The 24,021-nt window shown below is 37.2% G+C and carries 15 protein-coding genes; all 15 read right to left on the bottom strand.

Annotated features, from left to right (window positions below):
• Positions 1 to 2: 2 nt before the first annotated feature.
• The 15 genes from VB796_RS18245 to VB796_RS18175 all read right to left on the bottom strand — a co-directional run bounded on the left by VB796_RS18245 (position 3) and on the right by VB796_RS18175 (position 23,865).
• Positions 3 to 773 carry an SDR family oxidoreductase gene (locus tag VB796_RS18245; protein ID WP_323348018.1) on the bottom strand — a complete coding sequence of 257 codons (771 nt, stop codon included), beginning with the start codon at positions 771 to 773 and terminating at the stop codon, positions 3 to 5.
• Positions 770 to 1,807: an SMP-30/gluconolactonase/LRE family protein gene (locus tag VB796_RS18240; protein ID WP_323348017.1), complete on the bottom strand. Its 1,038-nt coding sequence runs from the start codon at positions 1,805 to 1,807 to the stop codon at positions 770 to 772. The genes VB796_RS18245 and VB796_RS18240 overlap by 4 nt, the downstream gene beginning before the upstream one ends.
• A 454-nt stretch (positions 1,808 to 2,261) precedes the next feature.
• A complete protein-coding gene (locus tag VB796_RS18235) occupies positions 2,262 to 3,128 on the bottom strand; it encodes a poly(3-hydroxybutyrate) depolymerase (RefSeq protein ID WP_323348016.1) in 867 nt (288 codons plus the stop codon).
• A 124-nt stretch (positions 3,129 to 3,252) separates the two neighbouring features.
• Positions 3,253 to 5,385 (bottom strand): PQQ-binding-like beta-propeller repeat protein, encoded by a 2,133-nt coding sequence (locus VB796_RS18230; protein WP_323348015.1) that lies wholly within the window; start codon positions 5,383 to 5,385, stop codon positions 3,253 to 3,255.
• 333 nt (positions 5,386 to 5,718) lie between these two features.
• Positions 5,719 to 9,327, bottom strand: coding sequence for a family 78 glycoside hydrolase catalytic domain (locus VB796_RS18225; RefSeq protein ID WP_323348014.1), 3,609 nt, complete (start codon positions 9,325 to 9,327; stop codon positions 5,719 to 5,721).
• Positions 9,328 to 9,510: 183 nt separating this feature from the next.
• Complete coding sequence (locus VB796_RS18220) at positions 9,511 to 9,804, bottom strand: Dabb family protein (protein ID WP_323348013.1); 294 nt, start codon at positions 9,802 to 9,804, stop codon at positions 9,511 to 9,513.
• Between the two features lie 205 nt (positions 9,805 to 10,009).
• Positions 10,010 to 11,458, bottom strand: a complete 1,449-nt coding sequence (locus VB796_RS18215; RefSeq protein WP_323348012.1) for a glycoside hydrolase family 1 protein — start codon at positions 11,456 to 11,458, stop codon at positions 10,010 to 10,012.
• A gap of 186 nt (positions 11,459 to 11,644) precedes the next feature.
• Positions 11,645 to 12,586, bottom strand: a complete 942-nt coding sequence (locus VB796_RS18210; protein ID WP_323348011.1) for an NADP-dependent oxidoreductase — start codon at positions 12,584 to 12,586, stop codon at positions 11,645 to 11,647.
• 118 nt (positions 12,587 to 12,704) lie between these two features.
• Entirely contained in the window at positions 12,705 to 14,153 is a 1,449-nt protein-coding gene (locus VB796_RS18205; protein ID WP_323348010.1) for an FAD-dependent oxidoreductase, read from the bottom strand.
• A gap of 143 nt (positions 14,154 to 14,296) precedes the next feature.
• Positions 14,297 to 15,472 carry an MFS transporter gene (locus VB796_RS18200; RefSeq protein ID WP_323348009.1) on the bottom strand — a complete coding sequence of 392 codons (1,176 nt, stop codon included), beginning with the start codon at positions 15,470 to 15,472 and terminating at the stop codon, positions 14,297 to 14,299.
• Between the two features lie 102 nt (positions 15,473 to 15,574).
• Positions 15,575 to 18,427, bottom strand: a complete 2,853-nt coding sequence (locus VB796_RS18195) for a TonB-dependent receptor (protein ID WP_323348008.1) — start codon at positions 18,425 to 18,427, stop codon at positions 15,575 to 15,577.
• Positions 18,428 to 18,525: 98 nt separating this feature from the next.
• Positions 18,526 to 19,434, bottom strand: coding sequence for an AraC family transcriptional regulator (locus VB796_RS18190; protein WP_323348007.1), 909 nt, complete (start codon positions 19,432 to 19,434; stop codon positions 18,526 to 18,528).
• Positions 19,435 to 19,638: 204 nt separating this feature from the next.
• The gene (locus tag VB796_RS18185) at positions 19,639 to 21,960 is read right to left on the bottom strand and encodes a glycoside hydrolase family 3 protein (RefSeq protein WP_323348006.1); all 2,322 of its coding nucleotides are present in this window, start codon (positions 21,958 to 21,960) and stop codon (positions 19,639 to 19,641) included.
• 139 nt (positions 21,961 to 22,099) lie between these two features.
• On the bottom strand, positions 22,100 to 22,858 hold the full coding sequence (locus tag VB796_RS18180) for a cyclase family protein (RefSeq protein WP_323348005.1): 759 nt from the start codon (positions 22,856 to 22,858) through the stop codon (positions 22,100 to 22,102).
• Positions 22,859 to 23,109: 251 nt separating this feature from the next.
• Positions 23,110 to 23,865: an SDR family oxidoreductase gene (locus VB796_RS18175; protein WP_323348004.1), complete on the bottom strand. Its 756-nt coding sequence runs from the start codon at positions 23,863 to 23,865 to the stop codon at positions 23,110 to 23,112.
• Positions 23,866 to 24,021 lie beyond the last annotated feature (156 nt).

Genomic DNA, 24,021 nt, shown 5'->3' with positions numbered 1-24,021 from the left:
TATTAATTTCCGTCGCTAATGGTTGTTCCACCGTCAATAATGATGTTTTGTCCTGTTATAAATCCGCCTGCTTTTGAGGCTAATAAAAGTGCTACGCCTGCTACTTCTTCCACTTTGCCAATTCTGCGGAGTGGTGTTAATGCTACTCTTTTTGCCATTACTTCTGGATTGGTCGTCATGGGTTTGGCAAATTCTGTATCAATTACTCCTGGAGAAATGGCGTTTGCTCGAATATTATCGGGTCCAAATTCTACGGCAAGATTTCGGGCTAATTGTGCCAATCCTGCTTTTGAAATACCGTATAATCCTAAAAATTTATTTCCTCTAACACTCGATAAACTTGATAAATAAATGATTACACCATCTTTTTGTGCTTGCATTTTGGGAATGACTTTCTTGGTTAAATAAATGGCACTTTGTACGTTGATTTGCATCGTTTTTTCAAAACTTTCTGCATCAATATCCAAGAAAGAACCTGCCATTGCTATGCCTACGCAATTCACCAAAATATCAATATTGCCAAATGTCTTTTCGGTTTCATTGACCAAAAAATCAATTTGTTCTTTTTCCGAAACATCACAAGGAATTGCCATAGCATTGATATTTTCAGCTTGAAATTCAGCTAAAACGTTTTCGCAAGCCGTTTTATCATTGCTGGAAATAACGATTTTAGCCCCGTGCAAACCCAACAAATGAGCAATTGCCTTGCCCATACCCGAGCTTGAACCCGTGATGAGGGCTACTTTTCCTGATAAATCAAATAAATCTGTCATCGCCAATGAATCATTTTTTGCCCTGCCACAGGACTTTGGAAAAATGGAACGCTTGTGCCTCGTAAACTTCCTAAATACACCGTTTTCATATCGTTTCCACCAAAACTCAAACTTGCCATCCAAGGGCATAAAGTACCTTGAACTGAACCTAAAATTTCGCCTGTTAAGGTTCGGTTTTCGTAATGTTCAAAAAGTATTTTTCTGGTTTCGGGGTTGCTATCGTCCAAGAGCATTAATTCTTCGCCTTCGGGCGTGATGGCAACTAATTGGTCGGTAAAAATGAGTGTTACCCATAAATTTCCAAAAGTATCAAAGGCAAAACCGTCTGGAAAACCGCTTACATTGGCATAAACTTCACGGTTGTACAAATCGCCATTGGGTTTTACTCGCAATCTCGAAATTTTGTGAGCCGTACTTTCCACCACGTAAAGCCATTCTTCCTTATCATCAAAACGGATTTCGTTTGTGCCACAAAAGCCTTCTGCTACAATTCTAACGCCATTTTCGTCCATCAAGGCAATGTAGCCGTCGGTGGCTCTGGTGTTCAATTGTTCTGTCCAAGGATTGGTTTTTGTGGTAACAGTAAACCAAATTCTACCTTTTGAATCTCGCAAAGGAAAGTTAGTTTTGCCCAAAGGTTTTCCATCAATTTCCGTCAGAATAGTAGTCATTTTACCATCACGAGTCATCGTTTCGAGGTGGTCTGTTCCCCAATTAGCGATGATGAAATTGCCGTTTTTATCAAAACACACGCCATTGGGCAATGAACCTTGAGCGAGTACATAACGGTTTTCGAGATTAGATAATTTTGAGAAATTATCTAAATCTGTTTCAGTATATGACGTGATAATTTCCTGTAAACCATCATGATTCAACTTTACCACGCCACCCCGTGCATCAGCCGTCCAAACGGTGCCGTTTGGTTCAGTCAAAATACATTCGGGACGTTGTAAATCTTTACCAATAAATTGAATTTCTTCCCGATTTACCTGCCAATTTTTCAGCGGATTTTGTGTATTAGATTTTATTAACATTTTCACTATTCTGTTAAAATATAATACAAAGGTAAGATTTCGAAAGAAAGTCTGTTACTCAAAACCCTGCCGATGGTATTCTTTATCAATACATTTTGAAGTGAAATGTTAAATAGGAGAGTTTTTTGTATTCAGAAAGAGGGGAAAGTTACAACGTAGGCAGGGTTTGAACCCTGCCTGCGTTAAGAAGTTAAGATTAATTTGTTTCGGAACTATCTACAATTTGTCGCAGAATAAAATTAGCCCACAGATTGTACTGATTTAACGGATTTACACGGATAAATTTAAAGAAAAATCAGTGTAAATCTGTTTTATCTGTTCTATCCGTGGTCTAATTTTGTCTTGCGACAAATAGTAGATAATTCCGATTTGTTTTCAAAATTAGCCAATTTTTTCAATTTGGTAATCTCATTTAATCAACGCTGTCAGGGTTCAAACCCTGACAGCGTTAAGATTATTTCATCTGTCGTTTGAAAAATTCCCATGCTTCTAAATAAACATCAATGTCATTGGGATAATCGTGTTTTCCGCCAATCACTTTCAGCAAAGTAACTTCTGGTTTATTTTGCTCTTTGAAAGTATAACGTTCAATCGTTTTGCCGTCATTTGGGTCATTATCGAGCATATTTTCCATTTTTGGGTTGCCTTTATAACCCGCTAAAGAAGACCAATATTCAAAAGTGCGATTGGTAGAACGGACAAAACCTAAGCTAAGATTATTTTGAATAATGACTTCGCCACCTTCGTAAGGATTTACTTTATCGATAGTTCCATTAATAATCATGACTGGAATCGAAACGTGTTTTTCTACACAATCTAAGTTATTGGTATCGGGTAAATTAGCAATAATTGCGGTAATGGCTCTGAACTTTTCAGGCATGGTCAAGCCCAATTTGTAAGCCATGTGTCCACCGCCCGAAGTCCCAACGGCAAATACTTTTTTATCGTCAATTTGATAATGTTCCTTAAAATAGCCGAGCATTGAGCCAAAGAAAGCATTTTCGTTGATATTTTCTAAATTGGCGGCAGAGTTAGCCGTTTTTCTACATTCATTCCAGAATTTTTTATAGCCGTCTGGATAGACCAATAAAATGTTTTCGGTAGGAGCGATGGCTTCTAATTTTTTTGCTCCATTTCTATTTTGTAAACCGTTTCCGCCTGAACCATGCAAGACAAAAATTACTGACGCATTGGCTTTGGCAGGTTTCAAAAAATGGAAAGTTCGGTAATGTCCTTCAATCAAAATAGAGTCGTTGATAATTTGACTTTTCGCTGAAAAGATTGAAATTGTAAATGCTAAAATGAAAAAATATTTTGTCATGGATTTGTTTTAGTAGCACAGGAATTTTTCCTGTGTGATTATTTGAATTTTATACAAACACAGGAATCTTTCCCGTATAATTACTTGAATTTTATACAAACACAGGAAGGATTCCTGTGCTACATTAAGGTAAGGCAAAGGCAACGTATTGATTTCCTTTTGGTGTTCCTAATTTCGTTCCTCCGCAAGCAATCACAACATACTGTTTTCCATTGACTTGATAAGTGGAAGGCGTGGCAAAACCTGCGGCTGGCAATTTAGTTTCCCACAATAATTGACCGTTTTTCTTGTCAAAAGCTCTGAACATTCCGTCTTTCGTAGCGGCAATAAATAGCAAACCACTGGCGGTAACAACTGGTCCTCCATAGTTTTCAATACCTGTGTTTGAAATTCCTTTTGCTTTCAAACCTTCTTCATAACCAAATGGGATTTTCCAAAGATATTCGCCTGTATTTAAGTTGATTGCGTTCAATGTTCCCCAAGGTGGAGCAATAGCAGGTAAGCCTTTACTATCCAAAAATTTATTGTATCCGTCCATTCTGTATGGTAAATATGGAGCAGGTTTTTCTTTATTGGTAGAAGCAACTTCTTTCTTTTCTTCATTGAATAAAAATGAAACAAGAGCCTGTTTTTCTGCTTTTGAAATACCTCCAAAACCTGGCATCATACCTTTTCCTCCTGAAATAATTTGGGTAACGTAAGCCTTGTCTTTTTTCGTTCCAATGTCAATTAAAGAAGGATAACCACTTTTTGAGTTACCTTTTCTATCCGTTCCGTGACAAACTATGCAATTATTTGAATACACTTTTTCGCCTGCTGTCATGTTATCCAAAGTCGATTGTTTGGGGTTTTCAACCATTTTTTGAATCCATGCCATTTCATTGCTATTGACGTACAAAATACCATCTTGTGGGTCAGCCGCCGCACCGCCCCATTCTGCTCCACCATCAAAACCTGGGAAAATTACCGTTCCTTCTTTGCTTGGAGGGGCGTATAATTTGGTTTTGTAAGTCTTTAAATTCTTGATTAATTCTGCTCTATTTTCAGCGTAAGGACTAATTTGTGTTTCGTTCAAAGTATAAGACTGACGAGCGAATGGTGCTGGTTTGGTGGGCATTGGCTGAGTTAACCAAGGGTGTTCACCTGCCAACGCATTGGTTGGAACGGGTGTTTCTTTGATGGGAAAAAGCGGTTTTCCCGTCACACGGTTAAAGACAAAAACTAAGCCTTGTTTGGTTACTTGTGCCACGGCATCAATAGATTTGCCGTTTTGCTTTATCGTGATTAAGTTGGGTGGAGCAGGTAAATCTTTGTCCCACATATCATGGTGCGTAGTCTGAAAATGCCAAAGTCGCTTACCTGTGCGTGCATCTAAAGCCAAAAGACAGTTCGCAAACAGATTTTTCCCTTTCCGATTTGAACCATAAAAATCATAACCCGCTGAACCCGTTGGGACGTAAATAATACCTCTTTTACGGTCAATAGCCATGCCCGCCCAGTTATTGGCAGCACCTGTATTGATGTTTTTGTAAGCATTTTTCGGGAAGGTTTCGTAGCCAAATTCGTTAGGGTAGGGAATAGTGTGGAAAGTCCACGCTAATTTTCCTGTTTTCACGTCAAACGCACGAATATCTCCAGGAGCAGCGTCCGCACCTTCCGAAAGACGAACAGGCATGATGATAAAATCTTCAAAAAGCGTTCCTGGGGTATTGGAAATGATAAATTTATCTTTGGCAATGGCTGGCAAACCTGTGTGTAAATCCATTTTGCCTTTATCACCAAATGACTCAATTGGTTTTCCTGTTTTAGCATCTAAAGCCCAGAGATTTGGTCCAACAGTATATAGTATTCTTTCAGATTCTACTCCGTTTACTTTTCCCTTCCAAAAAGTTACGCCTCGACTGGTACTTGCCCAGTTTTTGAGAGGGTCGCCGAAACGCCAGATTTCTTTACCTGTTGTGGCATCTAAAGCAAATGCTTGTACGGACGATGTTACGCCATAAAGAACACCTTTGATAATCAATGGATTAACTTGCATTTGCCCAGAATCTGGTGTGGAATATGCCCAAGCAATTTGGAGTTTAGAAACATTTTCTTTGTTGATTTGGGTTAAAGTAGAATAATGGTTTCGGTCGGCACCGCCTAAATATTCAGCCCAATCTACGTCTTCGCTTAGGGTTTTGTTTATCGTTTTCCAAGCGGAGAATATACCTAAAAAAGATAAGCACAGGATTAACAGGATGATTTTAGATTTCATTTTTTGAGATGATAAATGGATTTTTCAGTCTTGTAAATTAACGAAGTTTGAAGAAAAATTAGTCCTTTATTATCCTAAAAAAAATTAATGGTCAAAAGGTTAAATCTTTTGACCATTAATTTTGTAACATACCGAAGTGGTAGTTTTGAGGCTTACAGTTTATGACACAAATTTTAGAGCCATAGGCTCGACCGATTTTGTAGGGGCGGATTTTAATCCGCCATAAATTGGATATATTTATATGTTTTTTTTCGGTGGGTTAAAACCCACCGCTACAAAATCGGTCGAGCCTACGGCTCTTTTAAGCCACAAAAGGTATAAGCGAAATCCGTATTACTCCTGAATTTCAAAAACATAATCTCCCGAAGCCAACGTCAATTTAACTCTGTCATTTTCAATAGAAATATTACTAATTCCATTGCCTTGACGCAATGTTTTGCCACCTTCTTTTACTTGATTAACCGTTTTTGTAGGTAAATAAAGTATGGCAGAAGTATTAGCAGGAACAGTTGTTTTGTAAATTAATTTCTTGCCTTCGTAACGCCATTCGCTATTGATTTTTCCGTAAACAGAATCGTAATAACCTTTCGCAAAAGTCATTACTTTGTCAGGGTCAGGCGTTGGTTTTAAGATGATTTTCTTGAAAGCCGCTTTTTCTGGACTTCTCTGAATTCCCAACGAATAATTATACATCCATGCCGAAACCGCCCCGAAAGAATAATGATTAAATGAATTCATCGAATTATTGCCTCCAAAACCATTTTCTACGGTATAAGAATTAAGTCTTTCCCAAATAGAAGTCGCTCCATTTACCACCGAATACAACCAAGAAGGATACGTTTTTTGCTGTAAAAGTCGGTACGCTATGGCACTATTTCCATTTTCTGAAAGGGCTTCCGAGATAGAAGCCGTTCCGATAAAACCTGTCATTAATGAATATTCTGGACGTTCTACGCCTGAGTCGTCTTTGTTTTTACGTTGAATAGCTTCGTTCAAATATTTAATAGCAAATGGTTTATTTTCATCGTTAAATAAACCTAAATCTAAAGGAATTGCGTAAGATGCTTGCGTGTCAATTAATTGTCCTTTATCCGTTTTTTGCTTTGATTCTGTTTCGTTTGGAGCTCCCATAAAACCCGTTTTTACGCCTGATTTTACCGTTTTATGAGTTGTTTTATCAACATAAATTTCATTAAAAGTCTTTTTGATTTCATCACGACGAGTGGCAAATAATTTAGCATCTTCAGACTTATTCAGAATATTCGCTACTTTGCTCATTACGTCTAAATCATAAGCAAAATAACTCATCCAAAACTCCGTGTTGTCATTTTTATTGCCTTCTGGGCTTAACCAGTCTCCCAAAGGCCCTTCGTTCAAAATACCTGTTGTTTTCTCAACTTTGGTTTCTAAAAAGGCAATGTAGCGTTTCATGGCATCGTAATGTTCTTTCAATAATTGTACGTCGCCGTATTGTTGGTACGTTTCCCAAGCCACCACGATTCCCGCACTTCCCCAAAGTGTTCCACCAAAACCGCCACCCATTGGAGCAACGTCTGTAAATCTTCCGCTTTCTGCTTGTACGTCTCTCATGCCCAAAAGGTGTCTTCTCAAAAACAAATTGGCATCGGTCAAATAAGTGGCACTTTTCGAGAAAACCGAAATGTCACCACTCCAACCCATACGTTCGTTGCGGGCAGGTGTATCTGTTGGAATTGACAAGAAATTACTGCGTAACGACCACGTAATATTCTTCCAAAGTTTGTTCACCAAGTCGTTTGAGGTTTCATAATTAGACGATAAATCCAAAACCGAACTGATTACTAAACCTTTCACGTCGGTAATTGGAATGGCTTGGTCGATACCCGTAATTTCAAGATAACGGTAACCATGAAAAGTAAATCTTGGCTGAATAATTTCGTCGCCACCTTTCAAAATATATTGGTCTTGTGTAAGAGCTGCTCTGATATTTTCCATCATGACCATGCCTACATTTTCGCCGTATTCTTTCAAATCTGGATATTTTACTTCGGCATAACGCATCGTGATAATTTGCCCTTTTTTGCCGTTTCTAATCTGAATTTGTGGAAATCCAACCATGTTTTGAGCCATGTCATAAACAAAAACTTTCGGGCGAACTTCTTCTACTTTCTGAGCAATCATCGTTTTTACAATGGTCGGATTGTTGCCCATTTGCCCAACGATTTTTAAATCTTTATAATCAAAAGTTGATTTACGACCCATAAAATCTGTTGAAGTTCCTTGATAAGTTGTGCCTTCTAAGGGTACTTCAAGGGCTGATTTCCAACGTTTTGCTTCATAATTTGCCTTTGACCAATCTTTAATCGCTTCCTCTTTGTTAGCATCATAAGCTTCTCCTTGAAAATAACTTCCGTAACGCACTGGTCCATCATTAAAAAACTGCCAATCCTTTGGATTTGAGGTGATTATTTGCTCAGAATCATCAGCATAAGTAATGACTAATTTGCTCAAAAGCGATTGTCTATCCCCAAAATAATTCCAACTTTCACCGCTGTAAGTAATGTTTCCACTCCACCAACCTTCACTCAACCACGCCCCAATCGCATTTTTTCCATTTGGTTTCAACGCACCCGTAACATCGTAAGTTTGATACATAAGATTTTTATTGTACTGTGTCAAACCTGGATTAAAATAGTCGTTACTTACTCGATTTCCATTCAAATACATTTCATAAATTCCTCTTGCGGTTACGTACAAACGAGCGTTTTTAATACTTTTATTTTGCGTAGAAAAGGTGCTACGAAGCATTGGAGCAGCATTTTTACTTGGATTTGCCAAAATTAACGCTCCGCCATTTACTTTGTAATTGTTATTTTCTACGGTTAAATTGCTTTTAAAAATGCCATCATATTTTCCAGAAAGTTTCTCCGTAAATAAAATATTAGACGGTGAACGGAAGTTTCTGATTTGTACATCTGAAAAATAGGCAACTTGATTTGCATTGGTTTGAAAACCAATATCTGCCAACATCGGGAAGCTGATAAAATTGTTTCCACTACCCACTGGATTGAGGTTAAAACCTTTTGGAGCAAATGGTGAAGGATTGCCTTCTACTTTATCTTTTAGTTTATTTCCATCAACAAAAATTTCAAATAAGCCAAAATTACATTCTGCTAAAATTTGATGTTTTTCGTATTTATTCGACTGATTGATAAATGTTTGCGGAATATCTAACGTTTTAATGGGTTGCTCTTTTGTATCATTTTTATCGTAACCAACTCGGTAAATATTCAATTTGGCTAAACCTTCTGCCGATTCTGAAACGTTGGAAATGTCTAATTCAAATGCAATATAACTTTGATTTTGAGTGTTTTTTACGCCCATTAAATTCAAGGATTTATCCATCAGACGAGCATCATTTCCACCAAAAAGGAAAGCGGCTTTGGTCGAATTTGTGGTTTTATCCAATTGAATACCGTATTGAAATTTATAAACCGATAAATAATGCGAATAAAGTACCAAATCTTCGTCGCCACCACCAATCCAAGTGGCACCCGACCAAGCCGAGATAGAAGGATTCATCAAGCCTGTTTCAAACCAAGAACTGCTGGTAGTTATTTTGTTTGAATTATCCCAAACGGTCACTTTCCAAGTGTATCGAGTGGTGGCTTTTAGGGCATTTCCAAGATATTCAATTCCGTGAGAAATATCTGAATTAACCTTTTTAGAATCCCAAACAATTTGATTTTTAGCATCAGAAACGACAATCTGGTAGGCTTTCTGAAAATAGCCTTTTTTATTGTCTAAAGCCTTCATTTGCCAAGAAAAATGCGGATTTGTGATGTCAATTCCCAAAGGTTTTTCTTGTGAATCAACCTTTAAATTTTCAATAGAAACATTGGCGAAAATATTTCCGACGAAGGAAATGAAGAAGAGCAAAGAAAGGAAATTTCTTTTGAACATTAGATTAGGGGAAAAATGGTTGAGTATATTATTGGGCAAATTAATAAAGAAAACCTCATAGATTTTAAAGCCTATGAGGTTTCTCAGATAAAATTGCAAAATGTTAATATAAAGACCGTCCTGTACAATCTTGTCTTTGTAAAATACTATTTTTTGGGTTTAGTTTTCATTCAAAATTAGTGATTACCCAATATTTTCATAATCTATTTCCAAAAAATCTTCTACGTTATTTATCCAAAAATTTTGGATGAAATGAATGTGATTTGGGTGATTTGAGTAAATATCATACTGTTCTTGAGTGTCAAATTCCATAGAAATACCGTATTCAAATTTGTTTTTTTGACTGGTTTGTTTCAAAACTTCAAATTTTTGAACGTCTGGGATTTTCGCAAGTGTATCGACGGCATCAAAAAATGCTTGTTTCTCTTCGAGACTAATGGTGTTTTTGAGTTTTAAAATTACTGAATGTCGTATCATTTTGTTTATTATGTTTTCGGTTATCGGAGATAAATTCTTCAAGAATTAACAAACCTTTATTCCCGAAAAGGTAAAACTTAAAAATGTGATATACAATTTAATGAAAGAATTATGTACTAATGTAGCACGGAATAATGTAGCACGGGAATCTTTCCCGTGAATCGGATAATAGGTTCACGGGAAGGATTCCCGTGCTACATTAATTTTACAAATCTTTATGCTTTTTTATGATTTTTTGATAGTCGTAAAAACTTTGTTTAGGCGTGCGTTCTTGGGTTTTGAAATCTACGTAAATTAAGCCCAATCGCTTGGTGTAACCCGAAACCCATTCAAAATTATCCCAGCCACTCCACACAACATATCCGTGCAAATTTGCTCCTTCTTCTTTAGCTTTCAAAGCCCAATCAATATGGCGTTTGATGTAATCTGTTCTCAAAGGGTCGTTGATTTTATTATTCACTTTTACGTCTTCACCTTTGAAACTTGCTCCATTTTCGGTGATGATTACCGTTGGATTTCCGTAGTCATTTTTCAAACGCATGAGCATCTTATAAAGGTATTCTGGCATGACTGGTCCAACGCTTGATTTTACAGAATCTGCATCAGGATTATTGTCAAGCCATTTTAAAGACATGGCTGAATCTTCGCCTTTTACAACGGCAGGAGCATAAAAGTTAATTCCCAAGAAATCAGGTTTTTGAGAGCCAATAAATTCCATATCTTCTTTACTTGGTTTGAAGGTAGGATTGTATTTTGCCAAAGAATCCAATGCCATTTTAGGATATTTCCCCTTGTAAAGTGGGTCTAAAAATAAACCATTGATGAGAACATCTTGAAACTCAGCCGCTTTAATGTCTGCCGAATTTTTAGCATCCCACGGAGCAGCAGGATTTACGTTGAGGACAATCCCAATTTGACCATTTAATTTTAAGTCATGATGATATTTTATCACCTTTGCGTTTGCCATTAATTGACTGTGAGCTTTTTGCATTTGGCTTAGATAAAACTCTTTGCTCATTGGTTTTTTAGGGTCTGAGGTAATCATGTTTTCTACCAAAAAAAACTCAATGTAAGGCTCATTAAAAGTGATAAACTTTTTCACTTTTTTACCATAACGATCAATCACCAATTTGGCATAATTATAATACCAATTTCCCATTGCTGGATTTCCCCAACCACCTTTTTGCAAAAGCACCGCAGGATAATCGAAGTGATAAATGGTAACTAAGGGTTCAATTCCTGCGGCTAACAAATCATCAATTAATACATCGTAATGTTTTAGGGCAACTTCATTCGGTTTGCCCGTTCCGTCTGGAATAATTCTGCTCCAATCCAACGAAAAACGGTAGGCATTTACGCCCAATTCTTTCATCAATTGTATGTCTTTTAGGTATTGAGTACGGTCATACATATTAATAGAAACATTACCCGTTTGTTTCTCGCCAGTCATAAATTGGGTAATTCCAACTTTATTGGTCAAAAAATCCCATTTAGATTCTCCTTTTCCATCGGTTTGATATGCACCTTCAACTTGGTAGGCGGCAGTAGCTACGCCCCAAAGAAAAGGCTCTTTTATATTTTCGGTTGAAGTGCTTTTACAAGCCGAAAAGAGCATTGAAATGCCTAAAATTGGCAGGATTAGTTTTTTTATCATTGATTTTTGAGATTAGAATGCATGATTTTGGTATAATTGGTAAGGGAATGGAAAATGCTTTCTGGTAGCTTAGCCAACTCTTCAAGAGTTGGCTAAGCTTAATTAAACCTCCCGAAAGTTTAAAAATTATCAGGAGGTTTTCTAAAATACAGAATAAGCACATTTGTGTTATTTCGAAGCAATTATTTATATCTTCACTACAATTTTTCCTATCGTTTTTCCCGTTTCCATTTCTAAATGTGCTATACCCATTTGGTCAAAAGGGTAGGTTTTAGAAACTTTAGATATTAATAAGCCTTTTGCTAAAAGTTCCGCAATTTCTTTCATGTTTATTCCACTTGATGTTACGAGCGAATAAAGGACTTCAACTTCTTTATCTTTTGCTTTTTGTAAGAAATCCTCACTAATCATGGGTAATAGACTGATGATTTTCCCCCCTTTTTTTATGACTTTTAAAGATTTATACAAATTGTCATGAGCAAAGGCATCTATTACGATATCGACATCTTGTTTAATATCCTCAAAAGGACTTTCATCATAAGCAATATGTTCATCTGCCCCCATTGCCAATACAAATGCTCTGTTTTTGGAAGAAGAAACGCCAATAACATAAGCTCCTAAATATTTGGCCATTTGAACTGCATAATGACCGACTCCACCAGAAGCAGCTTGAATCAAAACTCTATCACCTTGTTTTATTTTAGCATTTTCTTTTAAAAACTGCCATGCCGTTAAAGCTGCTAAAGTTGCCGCAGCGGCTTCTTCGTAGTTGATATTTGATGGTTTTATGGCCAATTGATTAGCTGGTACAGCCACATACTCGGCGTAGGCTTTCCCATGTCCCAAAAAATTGACTAAGCCAAATACTTCATCTCCAAGTTTGAAATCTGTAACTTCAGTTCCTACTTCGCTCACAATTCCTGAAATATCCCAACCCAAAATCAATGGAAGATATTGTTTTAGATGTTGAGCCATAGCAGAACCACTTCTGGTACGAACATCCACAGGATTGATGCTAATAGCTTTTACTTCAATTAATACTTCCTTTGGTTGAATACTTGGTTTAGGTATTTCCGATAATAATAGGTTTTCAATTCCGCCAAATTCTTTTAAAACAATTGCTTTCATTTCTTTTTTTTTTAGTTCATTCAAAGACAAAATTGTAGAAATTTATGCGAACTAACTTTCAATTGTATATTAGTAGTCAATATTTGTATATCTGTGGTAAGATTAGATTATAACAAGGCTACAAATTTGGGGTTTTGACAATATTTTCAGCTGCAATTCTCCCTGTATTAATGGCAAAACCCATTGAAGTTCCAGGGAAAATAAATGGATAACTGTCACCGTAAATGGAACAAGCGTCTGTCCCTGCCGCATAAAGCCCTTTGATAGGTCTCCAATCTTGACCAATTACTTCTGTTTTTTCATTAATTTTTATGCCACCTGCACTACCGTAAGCACTCGGGAAATGCCGTCCTGCATACCATTTTCCGCCTGTTAGCGGGCGTAGATATTTTCTCTCTTTGTTAAATTGTTCATCATAGCCATTTTGACAAAAAGCATTATAATTTTTTATTGTTTCTGTCAATCCGTCTAAGTCCAGACCTGTTTGTTGACAAAGGTCTTCAATGGTATCAGCCACATAAAAATTGCCTTTTCCAGATGCTAAATATGCGTCGATAATGGTTTGGGCATTTTCAAAATTAGTTTTCGGAAAAACTCGATTTCGTGTATCAAAATCATTCGCCATGATTTGAAGAATATTTTCATCAAAAATCAAAAATCCTGTTTTATCTTTTTGAAGAGAAAGGGCATTGCCCGTAAATGTAACATTTGCCATGATGGCTTCATTCATAAATCTTTCGCCTAAATAATTAACGAATAAATGGGGTTGACGACAGGCTTCGTGCAACTGAGGCGGTACATTCATAGGGTCTGGCATTCCATAAACTAATTCCATTGACATTTCGGTTTTTTGAGCACCAACTTCCCAAGCCATACGAATTCCATCACCTGTCACTCCTGATATTCTGAAAGGGTAAATGTCTTTATCCATTTCAAAGCCTGTGTGTTCTCTTATCATTTCTGGGCTATTGCCAAAGCCACCAGTTGCTACAATTACCGCTTTGGCTCTTGCTTCAATTTTGTTGCCTACTTTATCGGTTACCTTTACTCCTACAACAATATTATTTTCTTTAATGATTTGATTGACAGTACTTTCGAGTATGATATCTACTCCTAATTCAATGGCTTTTTGAGTCAATATTTTCATCATAGTTGCTGCTCCTCCAGGGCCAGGTTGGCCTGTTTCGGGTTTAACCAAATGCCATGTTTGATATGAGCCTGTGAAATAAGTGGCAGGTTCTACAAATTCAACTCCCAAAGACTCAAGCCAATGGATAGTATCACCTGATTTATTCAAAAAAGCTCGTACCAATTTAGCATCTACTCGCCAGTGTGTGTAATCCATGAATACTTTGAAAGCTTCATCTTTGGTAGGTTGTAAGAGCCTCGCACGGGTGTGGCGACTTTCTATACCCAATGGCCCCATTCCTCGGTTTGCCGTGCCGCCTGTCACGTCATTCTTTTCAAAAACAGTAACCGATAGACCACTCTGTGCAGCACTAACTGCGGCCGCTAACCCTGCGGCTCCAGCTGCTATAATAATTACATCTGATTGAGTTTTTTTCATTTTTTACTCTACGAATATGAGAGGTTAATTTTGTTAATGTTAAGAAGTAGTAGAAGTTTGTTGATTAAAGGGTTTTAATTTGCTGATTAATAGTGTTTTATGGTACTTGTGTATGAATGTTGCTAACTTAATGCTACTCGATTTTATTTAAGTTTCGAGACAAAAAACACCGCTAAAACCGCCAAAACCGACGATACCCACAAAAAGGCTGATGGGTCAACACTATCTGATAAAATACCAGCCAATGCGGGAATCAAAACGCCTCCAACAATTTCACCGATTGCCGTAACTAAACCGATAGCTTTTGCTTTCAAATGGTCTGGAACAGTTGCCGAAGGAATGACCGCCGCAATGATAGGAATTGTCCCCATCATGCAGTAAGTAATAAATATGGCAGGTAATTGAAGTCCAGAACCATTGAGAAAATAGACTGCAAAAGGGTATAAAACTCCGATGGAAATTGCCACTAACAAAACAGGTTTTCTGCCAATTTTATCGGACAAAGCAGGAACAATAATCGAAGAAACAAGTCCCGAAACACCCAATAATCCCATTGTTTTACCCATTTGGTCAGCCGACATTCCTTGTGTCTCTACAAAGTATTTTGAAATAAATGGTAAAGTCGCAAACCACCATCCAAACACGCAACAAGCCGCAGGAATGCCCCATTTGATATTATTGTAAGCTAATAATTCTGAAATATTAAGCGAAGAATCATTCTTTTCACCTTTACTTTCAGCCGTTGATGGTTTCACATAAAACCACGCTAATAAACCAAAAAGTAAACCTGGAACACCCGCCACATAAAAAGCATTTCGCCAACCCATATTTTCGGCAATTTGAACCAATAAAACGGGGGCTAAAATTGACCCAAATAAAGCAGAGCCAAAGGCTTGTAAAATCCCCGCATTAAGTCCCAAACGATTGGGTGATGATTCTCTTTCTACAAAATTTTGAGCCAAAGGAATAACAGGGCCTTCGGCAAAACCCATCATCAAGCGAGCCAATAATAAAGTAGTAAACGAAACCGCAAAACCCGACCCGAAAGAACAAACAGAAAAGGTAAAAACGGCAATGATGAAAACGAGTTTTTTCTTATTGTTGGTTTCTGCCCAAGCCGTAGAAAAAAAGCTCGAAAATGCCCAAGTTAAAGATAATCCACCTGCTAAAAGTCCTACTTGGGTATTGTTCAAATTCAAGTCTTTGGCAACGAAGGGCATCAAAAAATTAAGTGCCAAACGGTCAAAAAACAAACAACCAAAGGTGAGTGCCATCAGAAGCACAATGCCATTTTCGTAAGAAAAAAATCCTTTTTTCATGCTTAAAATATGTTTAACTTTTGAAAATTATTGGTATTCAAAATCGCCAATAGAGACAGTTTTGAGGCTGTCTTTATTGGCGATTTAATCATGAAAAAGCGATTAAAATTTATATGAAAGTGTCAAGAAATAGGCTCTTGGCATGATTGGCAATGTTGCATAGATAGCTTGAGGATTAGCATCAAGCATTGCTTTGGTAAATCCTTGTGTATCCAATGCCGCAGGGAAACCACCTGGAGCAGCCCAACCCATGATTCCGTAAGTATCGAAAAGGTTATTTATCGATAAATTGGCTTGTACTTTATTCGTGATTTTGTACGAAGTATTCAAATCAAATGAGTTGAATGAAGGTAATTGGAAGGCATTTCCAACGTTTGCCCAACGTTTACCCATGTATTGCCAGTTGATTGATGCCGTAAATTTATCGTTACTGTATGTCGGAGTTACGGTAAACATATTACCGATATTATCGTTTTGATTACCATTATAACTCACTTTTTCATCATCAGCAGGGCCATTCGTTTTTGCTAACCAAACACTAAATTCTTTTGCTACCGAAGATTGTAAAATACCTACAACACGAAGGCTGAAATTTTTGTTGAAAACATAATTTCCTTCCAATTCTAAACCTTTTGTTTCGATTTTTTGATATACACGTGCAGGAGCATAATAAGTGGCATCAGTATTTTGGAAAATTTGGAAGTTAGGAATGTTTCCTGCCAAAGTATAGAATGGTGTTAGGAATAAATTGAAGTTTCTACTTCTGTATTTTACCCCAAATTCTGCCATTTTAATGTCTTGTGCTTCTACCGAAATATTTGAGGTAAGTTGCTGATTGGCAATATCCATGAAGTAACTTAAATCAGGTGTTTTACGTCCTTGAGAATAGCGACCATAAACTGCCAATCCATCGTGGATTTTATAGTTTAAACCCATTGAGTATGAAATTACGTCGCTAAATGATAATGTTTTTTCAAAACTTTGCGTTGGATTTGCCGTAAATAAACGGTTATCGTATAAAGTTGTAGCGTTGCCGTCTGCACCCGTTGGACTATCAGGAGTAACACGTTTTGGCGTTACAAAACTTGATTTGATATTGAATGTTTCGGCACGAATACCCCAGTCGAAGTTTAATTTTTCAGTAATATCCCAGTTATGACCCAAAAACAAAGCTGTTTGTTTGATATTTGCTTCGTTTTCATAAACGCCACTTCCGCCAAAGTTGGTAATTCCATTAGGGTTTGTCAATTCAAATTTTGTTCCTGCCAAACTTGTATATCTAATCGCTACCGTTTTAGGTTGGTTTTCAACTGTTGCAAAACTTTGTCCCGCAGGAATCATTGAGAAGCGGTTCGCCTTAGTTGAAGCGTAATACAAACCACCCGTAAAGGTCATGTTTTTCAATTTTTTAGAAATAGTAGCTTGGTCGATAAAATCGTTCATGCTAACTTCTCCATACGGATTTGGATTGTAGAATACCGCATTTTGTAAAACATCGCCTCCTGGTAAACTCAAATTGTTTGGAATAAAACGAATACCTCCACTTGTTGGCGTTGGGGGCAATTGTTGTACAGTTCCGTAGCTTTGACCCGTTGTAGGATTGTAAAATTCATACGTTCCAAATTTGGCAACGTTGCCACTAACCCCATAAAACACCACTTGGTCAACTCTGAAAGGGAAAACAACCGCCGTAGTTTGGCTGATATTATCTTTATCAGAATATTTTAAATTATTGTTGAAAGTCCAACCTTCACCAAAAGTTTGCTCCCAGTTTAATCCGATTGATTTTTCATCATAAGAACCCACTTTCTGAGTATCATAATTAATGTCTTTCGATGCACCTGAAACGGCTTTCAAAACCGTAAATTGTTGCGATTGAATCAAGGTCGAACTTGTATTGGTAAAACTCCCTGCTGGTCTTGGATTTTGGAAATCTACCGAAGGCGTATATTCAAACTGTGCCGTATTATCGTCCAAAACTTTGGCATAAAGTTTCAATGAACCTGATTTGTAGTTTTTGATAATATTTGCCTTTACTTGTCCGCCATAACTAAGTTTATAGCCAGGATATTTAGGGCCATCGGCACTTCTATAAAAACCACCTACATTAAACGTTAGGGTTTTATCTTTAGAAAGTGGTCCTCCAACGTTGAAATCAGCACGATAATATGGATTTTTCCCATTTCCTTCCAATCCAAATCTGGCACGAGCTTCACCCGCAAATGTTTGTCCGCCAGTTTTAGAAACATAATTAAAGATACCTCCTGGAGCATTTGGCCCTAAAATACTGGCAGTTCCACCTCTCACAGATTCTATTTTATTGATAGTTGCATCTGCTCTAAGATAAGCATCTGGCTGGATAAGTCCTGAAATACCCATCACTGGCAAGCCGTCTTCCTGCATAGAAACATAGAAAAAACCACCATTATAATTTAAACCTCTTGTATAAATAGAGTTTCCTACTTCACCTCTTGAAGTATTGACATAAACGCCTGGCAGATTTTTGAGTAAATCAGCAGAACTATTCGGAACAACCGCTTCAATTTGTTTGACATTGAGCGTAGAAATAGCTACCGAAGCACTCATTTTGGTACGTTTGTCAAAAACACCTGTAACCACAACTTCTTCGAGTGAAGTCTCGTCATCGCTTAAAGTAACTGACAAATCGGCTGTTTGAGGAACCGTTACGTTTACTTCTTTGGTAGTAAATCCAATAAATGAAATAGATAATTTGACTGTGCCATTATTAACATTGGCAATTGAGAAGTCTCCATTTTTGTCAGTCAAAGAGCCTTTATTTGCTCCTTTGATAGTGACCGATGCACCCGCTAAGGCTTCTCCTTTCGTGTCTGTAACTTTTCCAGAAATTTTATTGTTCTGTGCAAAAATTATATGACTACACAAGATTAGCAATAAACAAATGCCGTTTTTTTTCAATAATAATAATGTATTCATGGGGATGATTTTTTTGTGATATTTCAATAAAAAACATTACAAAAGTCATTATTATTAAGCGGAATTGTGAATCAAAAATAACCCAATTGTATTCAAAATCAATACAATTCAACATATTCTTTAGGAGAAATTCCTGTTTGGCTTTTAAAGAATCGGGAGAAGTTACTTGGTGTCTGATTACAGAGGTTTACAGCGATTTCTGCAATCTGAAAATTGGAGTATTTGAGCAATGTTTTTGCTTCTAAAATGAGCATTTCATTGAGTAAATCTTGGGCTGTTTTATCGGTACAATTTTTTACACATTTATTGAGATAATTGGGTGAAATATTCAAAATATGTGCATATTCAGTAATGCTTTGTTTTTGATAAATATGCTGAGATAATGCTATTTTATATTGCTCAGTTACTTGAAAGAAGGCATTTTTAGTCTTTTTGTGCTGATTGGGAATCTCTTTTTTCAATTCCTCAAATAATACCAAAAGATAAGATGCAATGATGTTTTTATTAAGCTCTTGGTCATCTTCATAAATTAATAATAAACGCTCTAAAATTGACTCAATGTGTTTCTGAGTTTCGGGCGAAATATTAATAATTGGGCTTGACTGAAATTGGAAGAAAAGGTAATTTTCGTGGAGGTAATTCTTGGGTAAAAACTGAAAAATTTTTTCATCAAAATGACAAAAGAAACCTTCACAATCGTGACTCATTTTCTCATGCTGTGTAATTTGATAGGCAGGCAAGAAAAACACGGAAGATTCTCCGAACTCATAGCTACTTAATCCTTTACTTCTTTGGGAGTGACCTTTTTTTACATACAAAAAATCGCAAATAGTTTTGCGATGTGGAGGCAGGGGAAAGGTCATTTTATCGACAAAATTCTCCAAGCGGTTAACATGAAAATATTGGTGTTTGGTGTTAGAAATTACAGGTTGCCAATCAATGGTATGCGAGTGAAAACTCGTCATGTCTGAAGGTTCGAGCGTAGGTATTTTTTCAGTTTTGTTCATTGTTGGATGAGTTAATAATTGACTTTTTAGCACGCAGATGACGCAGATTTTCAACCGCAGATTTTTATAGATTTACTCTTATACAAAATAGACATACATAAACTTTGAGGTTTGTACAAAATACATTTAGTCGTTCTATTTTATCTGTAAAAATCTGCGTTACGAAGTATCTGCGTCTTCTGCGTGCTAAATCGTCAATGAAAACTATTTCTTAAATTTCACGGTACGTTCGTCTTTGATGATACCTTTCCAGTTCATTCCAAAGCCAAAATCGTAGGCGTTTCCTTCACTGTCTTTGTAGCATTTCAAATCGTAAGGAACGTCTTCGGCTTGTTTTTCTACCGTAATCATGTCGGCAGGCATTTGCATTGGAAGAAGTGCCGCTGGTTCAGATTTTCCTGCAACGATTTCTAAAATTGCTTGGTCTTGCACGCCAAAACTCAATAAAAGAGCAGAAGCATTTTTCTCAATTTCGCTGAAAATCATTGGGTTAGTCGTATTCACTGAAACAATAACAGGCTTACCTTTCATCTTTTCTTTGGTTTCAGTAACCAAAGTCATGTCGGTAATGTTTGGTGTTTTTGCCGTTTTGTTTTTGTAAGAACGGTTCGTGAAATTTTCCATTGGGTCACCACCTGCAATACTTGTTTCACGAGCTTCGGTAGCGGTATAATCTCCGTATTGCAAACTGATTGGAATATATCCGTTTCCGCCATTTTTCAAATCTTCTTTGTCGTAACCAATCGTTGCCGATGGATTTTGGATAAATACTAAAGCGAAATCAGCTTCGTCGGCATTGTCGGTTACATTATAATATTTCTTAACGATATCGATACTTACAGGATAATCCGTTGAAGCAGGAGATTCCATTCCTAAGAAATTACGGCTTGCAGGGACAAATCTTTTTGGTACATAAACTGTCTTTTTAGTGGTAATTGGTAAGGTTGAACTTTGGTTTTTTAACATTACAACTGACTGTAATTGAGCATCATAACCTGCTTTCATAAACGCAGGATTTCCAACAGTCGCTTTGGTTTCTTCTACATTCAAATATGGATTTTCAAAAACACCAACTCTGAAAATATTACGCAACAAACGCACCGCAGATTGTTCCATTCTTGCTCTCATTTTAGCTTCGCCGTGTTCTTTTACGCCCATTTGGTAAGCTTCAATAACAGGTTTTGCATCATTATTTCCACCGTATTGGTCAACACCAGCCATTAATACTTTATAGTGACGTTCAGCCAATGAAAGTTTTTCAACTCCCCATGATTTTCCATCAATAAAAACATCCATTGCTTTATGGTCGCCAGTTACAAGCCAATCGGTACAAACTACGCCATCGTAACCATATTTTGTTCTTAGTAAGTCGTTGATAATGTACTTGTTATAATTGTTCGCTACATTTTCACCATTCTTTTTATCTTGATTCCAAGAAATGGTATAGTAAGGCATCACGGCAGAAGCCATGCCTGTTTTACCTTTCAATTTGAATGCTCCGTTGATAAAAGGAATCAAATGAGCATCAAAATTATTACCTGGATATACCGCAAATTTTCCGTTAGCATAGTGTGCATCACGTCCTGCTTCGCCAGCACCGCCACCTGGCCAGTGTTTTACCATCGCATTTACGCTACCCAAACCCCAACCGTTCGCAATTTCTTTTTTTCCAAGTGAAGTTTGAAAACCATTACAATATGCCTGAGCCATTTCTGCTGAAAGAGCAGGGCTTTCGCCAAAAGTACCGTTGAAACGACTCCAGCGTGGTTCTGTGGCAATATCAACTTGCGGAGAAAGGGCAGTCGTAATACCCAAAGCACGATATTCTGCGGCTGCTACTTGTCCGAATTTTTCAACTAATTCAGGTTTGAAAGTCGCCGCCATACCTAAAGAACTTGGCCACATCGAAATTTCACCGCCCGAAGCCGCATCGTATTCTGCTTTGGCTTTCGTTCCGTGACGTGGGTCTGTACTGTTGTTGGCAGGAATTCCGTTTCCAACACTTTCACAGTAAGCTTGTAATTTGTTATTCCATTTTGCGGCTACTTCTGGCGACTGAACCGTTGTCAATAATACGTGACGAAGGTTATCATCTTTCAAAAATAATTTTTGTTGGTCGGTCAAATCAGAAGGGTCTATTTCACCTTCTTTGAAAGGTTTTCCGTTGTATGTTCCCGCAAAATACCCTCCCGCACGGGCAGGAAGCGATTGATGCGAAGAGTAAAGCATTAGCCCTGCAATTTCTTGAATAGTAAGTTTTGAAGCCAAATCTTTTGCACGTGCATCAATGGGTAAACGCCAGTCCTCAAATTTATCTAACTTGCCATTTTTGTTTAAATCTTTGAAAGCTAAACCATTGACTGTCAAAACTTTTATACCTGAATTTGGCGAATATCCTAAGGTCTGCCCACCTTGATTTTTGATAATGTTAAAAGTTCCGTTAGTGGTTTCTGTCCACTTTTTCTGAGCAAAAATGGGTTGTAAGCAACTCGATAAAATGAGGGCGGTAATAATACGTTTTGTCATTGGATATGTGTTTGATTTGGGAATTATTTACCTCGTCGGAAGTAAATAATTTCGTTTGATTTTACATGAATTTTACACTTTATTCATTCGATAAAATTAAACTAAAATTTAGAGAATTAAATTTTTTCTTCAAAAATCACTATTCAATAATTGCTACGGCTCTTGTCCAGCCCGCACTTGCTGCTTTAATTTTGGCAGGGAAACAAGATACTTTGAAGCCGAATGGAGGTAATTGGTCTAAGTTTGCCAATTTTTCAATTTGACAATATTCTTTTTCAATTCCAACATAATGAGCTTGCCAAATCACGCCATCTCTTGGATTGGCTCTATAATCTGCCGCTTGAATATGCAATGGAATATCCCAACCCCAACCGTCAGTTCCCATTACTTTTATGCCTTGGTCAATCAACCAGTGTGTAGCTTTGGCGGAAGCCCCCACGTGGATTTTTACAAAATCTTCATCGTGAATTCTTTTGTCAGCATCACAACGAATCAAGACAATATCAAATGGTTTTAATGTATAATTAATGTCAGCTAATTTTTCAATTAAATCTTCTGGTTCAAACATATAGCCGTCTGGTTTATCCGTAAAATCAAGCACAACGCCATCGTGGAAAAACCAATCTAAAGGCATTTCGTCAATTGTTCTCGACGGTTTGCCTTCGCAAGTTGGATAATAATGGTAAGGGGCATCTACGTGTGTTCCGCAGTGACTTGTAACGGTCAAGAATTCTCCAGCAGGGCCATTTCCATTGATAAAAACATCACCAGCGATGCCTTCAAACAATTTTCCACCCATTTTTTTAGCACCTTCTTTATGGTCTTCATAGACAATTTTAGTAGGAAGTGGCTCTTTAATTTCTTCTGAAATGGTTACAGAAAGGTCAATTATTTTCATATTGAGTCCCGTATGGGAGGTTAAGTAGGACAGGTTTCCAACCTGTCTCCGTTGTTATTATGTATGTAGGACAGGTTTCCAACCTGTCTCTGTTGTTAATATTTATGTAAGTAGGACAGGTTTCCAACCTGTCAATGGAGTACCTGTTATTTATTCAGTAGGACAGGTTTCCAACCTGTCGTCGTTAGTAACGTCCATTTTACAGGTTAGAAACCTGTGTTACTTGTTTTTTTACAGGTTAGAAACCTGTGTTACTTTAAAAGCCTTCCGCCATCTACCGTAATGATATTTCCAGTAGAAAAAGTCAGTTGAGTGGCTACCGCAAAAACGGCATTGGCTACGTCTTCATTCACTGCAAAGCGTCCGAGTGGTGTATTTTCCTTTTGATTTTGCAAAAATGCAGGGTCAAAATTCTTGGTATATTCACCTTCTACAAATCCGGGAGAAACCGAAACCACTCTGATTTTCGGAGCTAAAGCCCTTCCTAACGAACGAGTCATGGAATCAATTGCAGATTTTGAAGCACAATATGCCACATTTGAGCCAATTCCATAAATACCTGCGATAGATGAAATATTGACAATCAGAGCAGTATCTTCTTCCGATTTCATCAATAAATCTTTAAAAGCTCTATTCATGGCAAACGTTCCTCTGAAATTAGTTTGCATGATTTTGTCAATCCATTCGTCAGTCAAAGCCTCCAAATCTTCGTGAGCAACAGGCGTTGTGATACCTGCATTATTCACCAAAACGTCTAATTTTCCGTATTTCTCAGCCACAAAATGTTTCAAAGCATTTACTTTTTCAGCATCGGTATTTGGAGCATGAAAAATCGTATGATTTCCTTCAGGCAAAGTGCTTAACAGAGCTTCTGCTTTTTGAGAATTTGAGTTGTAGGTAATGATAACATCAAAGCCATTTTCTGCAAATTTTCTACAAATAGCAGAGCCAATTTCGCCTGCTCCGCCAGTTACTAAGACGACTTTTCTTAATGATGAGTTTTTCATAACGTGAGATTTTGAAGAGTATTTTATACCAAAGTTTTGTTCGATTAAATATAGTGTTTAATAAGTTTTAAGGGAACTTCCCGAAAGTAAAAATAACTTTCGGGAAGTGAAGTCGGGGCTTTATACTTCTCGAAAGTTTCTTCCACTTTCGAGAAG

Origin of the sequence: Arcicella sp. LKC2W (assembly GCF_034931005.1) — a bacterium.
Lineage (GTDB): Bacteria > Bacteroidota > Bacteroidia > Cytophagales > Spirosomataceae > Arcicella.
Note: the sequence above shows the minus strand (reverse complement) of the source record. Positions and strands in the feature narration are given on the sequence as shown.

Coding starts and splice junctions, on each gene's coding strand:
- VB796_RS18225 (WP_323348014.1), bottom strand. CDS start 9,327: ATGTTCAAAAGAAATTTCCTTTCTTTGCTCTTCTTCATTTCCTTCGTC.
- VB796_RS18180 (WP_323348005.1), bottom strand. CDS start 22,858: ATGAAAATAATTGACCTTTCTGTAACCATTTCAGAAGAAATTAAAGAG.
- VB796_RS18235 (WP_323348016.1), bottom strand. CDS start 3,128: ATGACAAAATATTTTTTCATTTTAGCATTTACAATTTCAATCTTTTCA.
- VB796_RS18215 (WP_323348012.1), bottom strand. CDS start 11,458: ATGATAAAAAAACTAATCCTGCCAATTTTAGGCATTTCAATGCTCTTT.
- VB796_RS18240 (WP_323348017.1), bottom strand. CDS start 1,807: ATGTTAATAAAATCTAATACACAAAATCCGCTGAAAAATTGGCAGGTA.
- VB796_RS18195 (WP_323348008.1), bottom strand. CDS start 18,427: ATGAATACATTATTATTATTGAAAAAAAACGGCATTTGTTTATTGCTA.
- VB796_RS18185 (WP_323348006.1), bottom strand. CDS start 21,960: ATGACAAAACGTATTATTACCGCCCTCATTTTATCGAGTTGCTTACAA.
- VB796_RS18190 (WP_323348007.1), bottom strand. CDS start 19,434: ATGAACAAAACTGAAAAAATACCTACGCTCGAACCTTCAGACATGACG.
- VB796_RS18210 (WP_323348011.1), bottom strand. CDS start 12,586: ATGAAAGCAATTGTTTTAAAAGAATTTGGCGGAATTGAAAACCTATTA.
- VB796_RS18245 (WP_323348018.1), bottom strand. CDS start 773: ATGACAGATTTATTTGATTTATCAGGAAAAGTAGCCCTCATCACGGGT.
- VB796_RS18230 (WP_323348015.1), bottom strand. CDS start 5,385: ATGAAATCTAAAATCATCCTGTTAATCCTGTGCTTATCTTTTTTAGGT.
- VB796_RS18220 (WP_323348013.1), bottom strand. CDS start 9,804: ATGATACGACATTCAGTAATTTTAAAACTCAAAAACACCATTAGTCTC.
- VB796_RS18205 (WP_323348010.1), bottom strand. CDS start 14,153: ATGAAAAAAACTCAATCAGATGTAATTATTATAGCAGCTGGAGCCGCA.
- VB796_RS18200 (WP_323348009.1), bottom strand. CDS start 15,472: ATGAAAAAAGGATTTTTTTCTTACGAAAATGGCATTGTGCTTCTGATG.
- VB796_RS18175 (WP_323348004.1), bottom strand. CDS start 23,865: ATGAAAAACTCATCATTAAGAAAAGTCGTCTTAGTAACTGGCGGAGCA.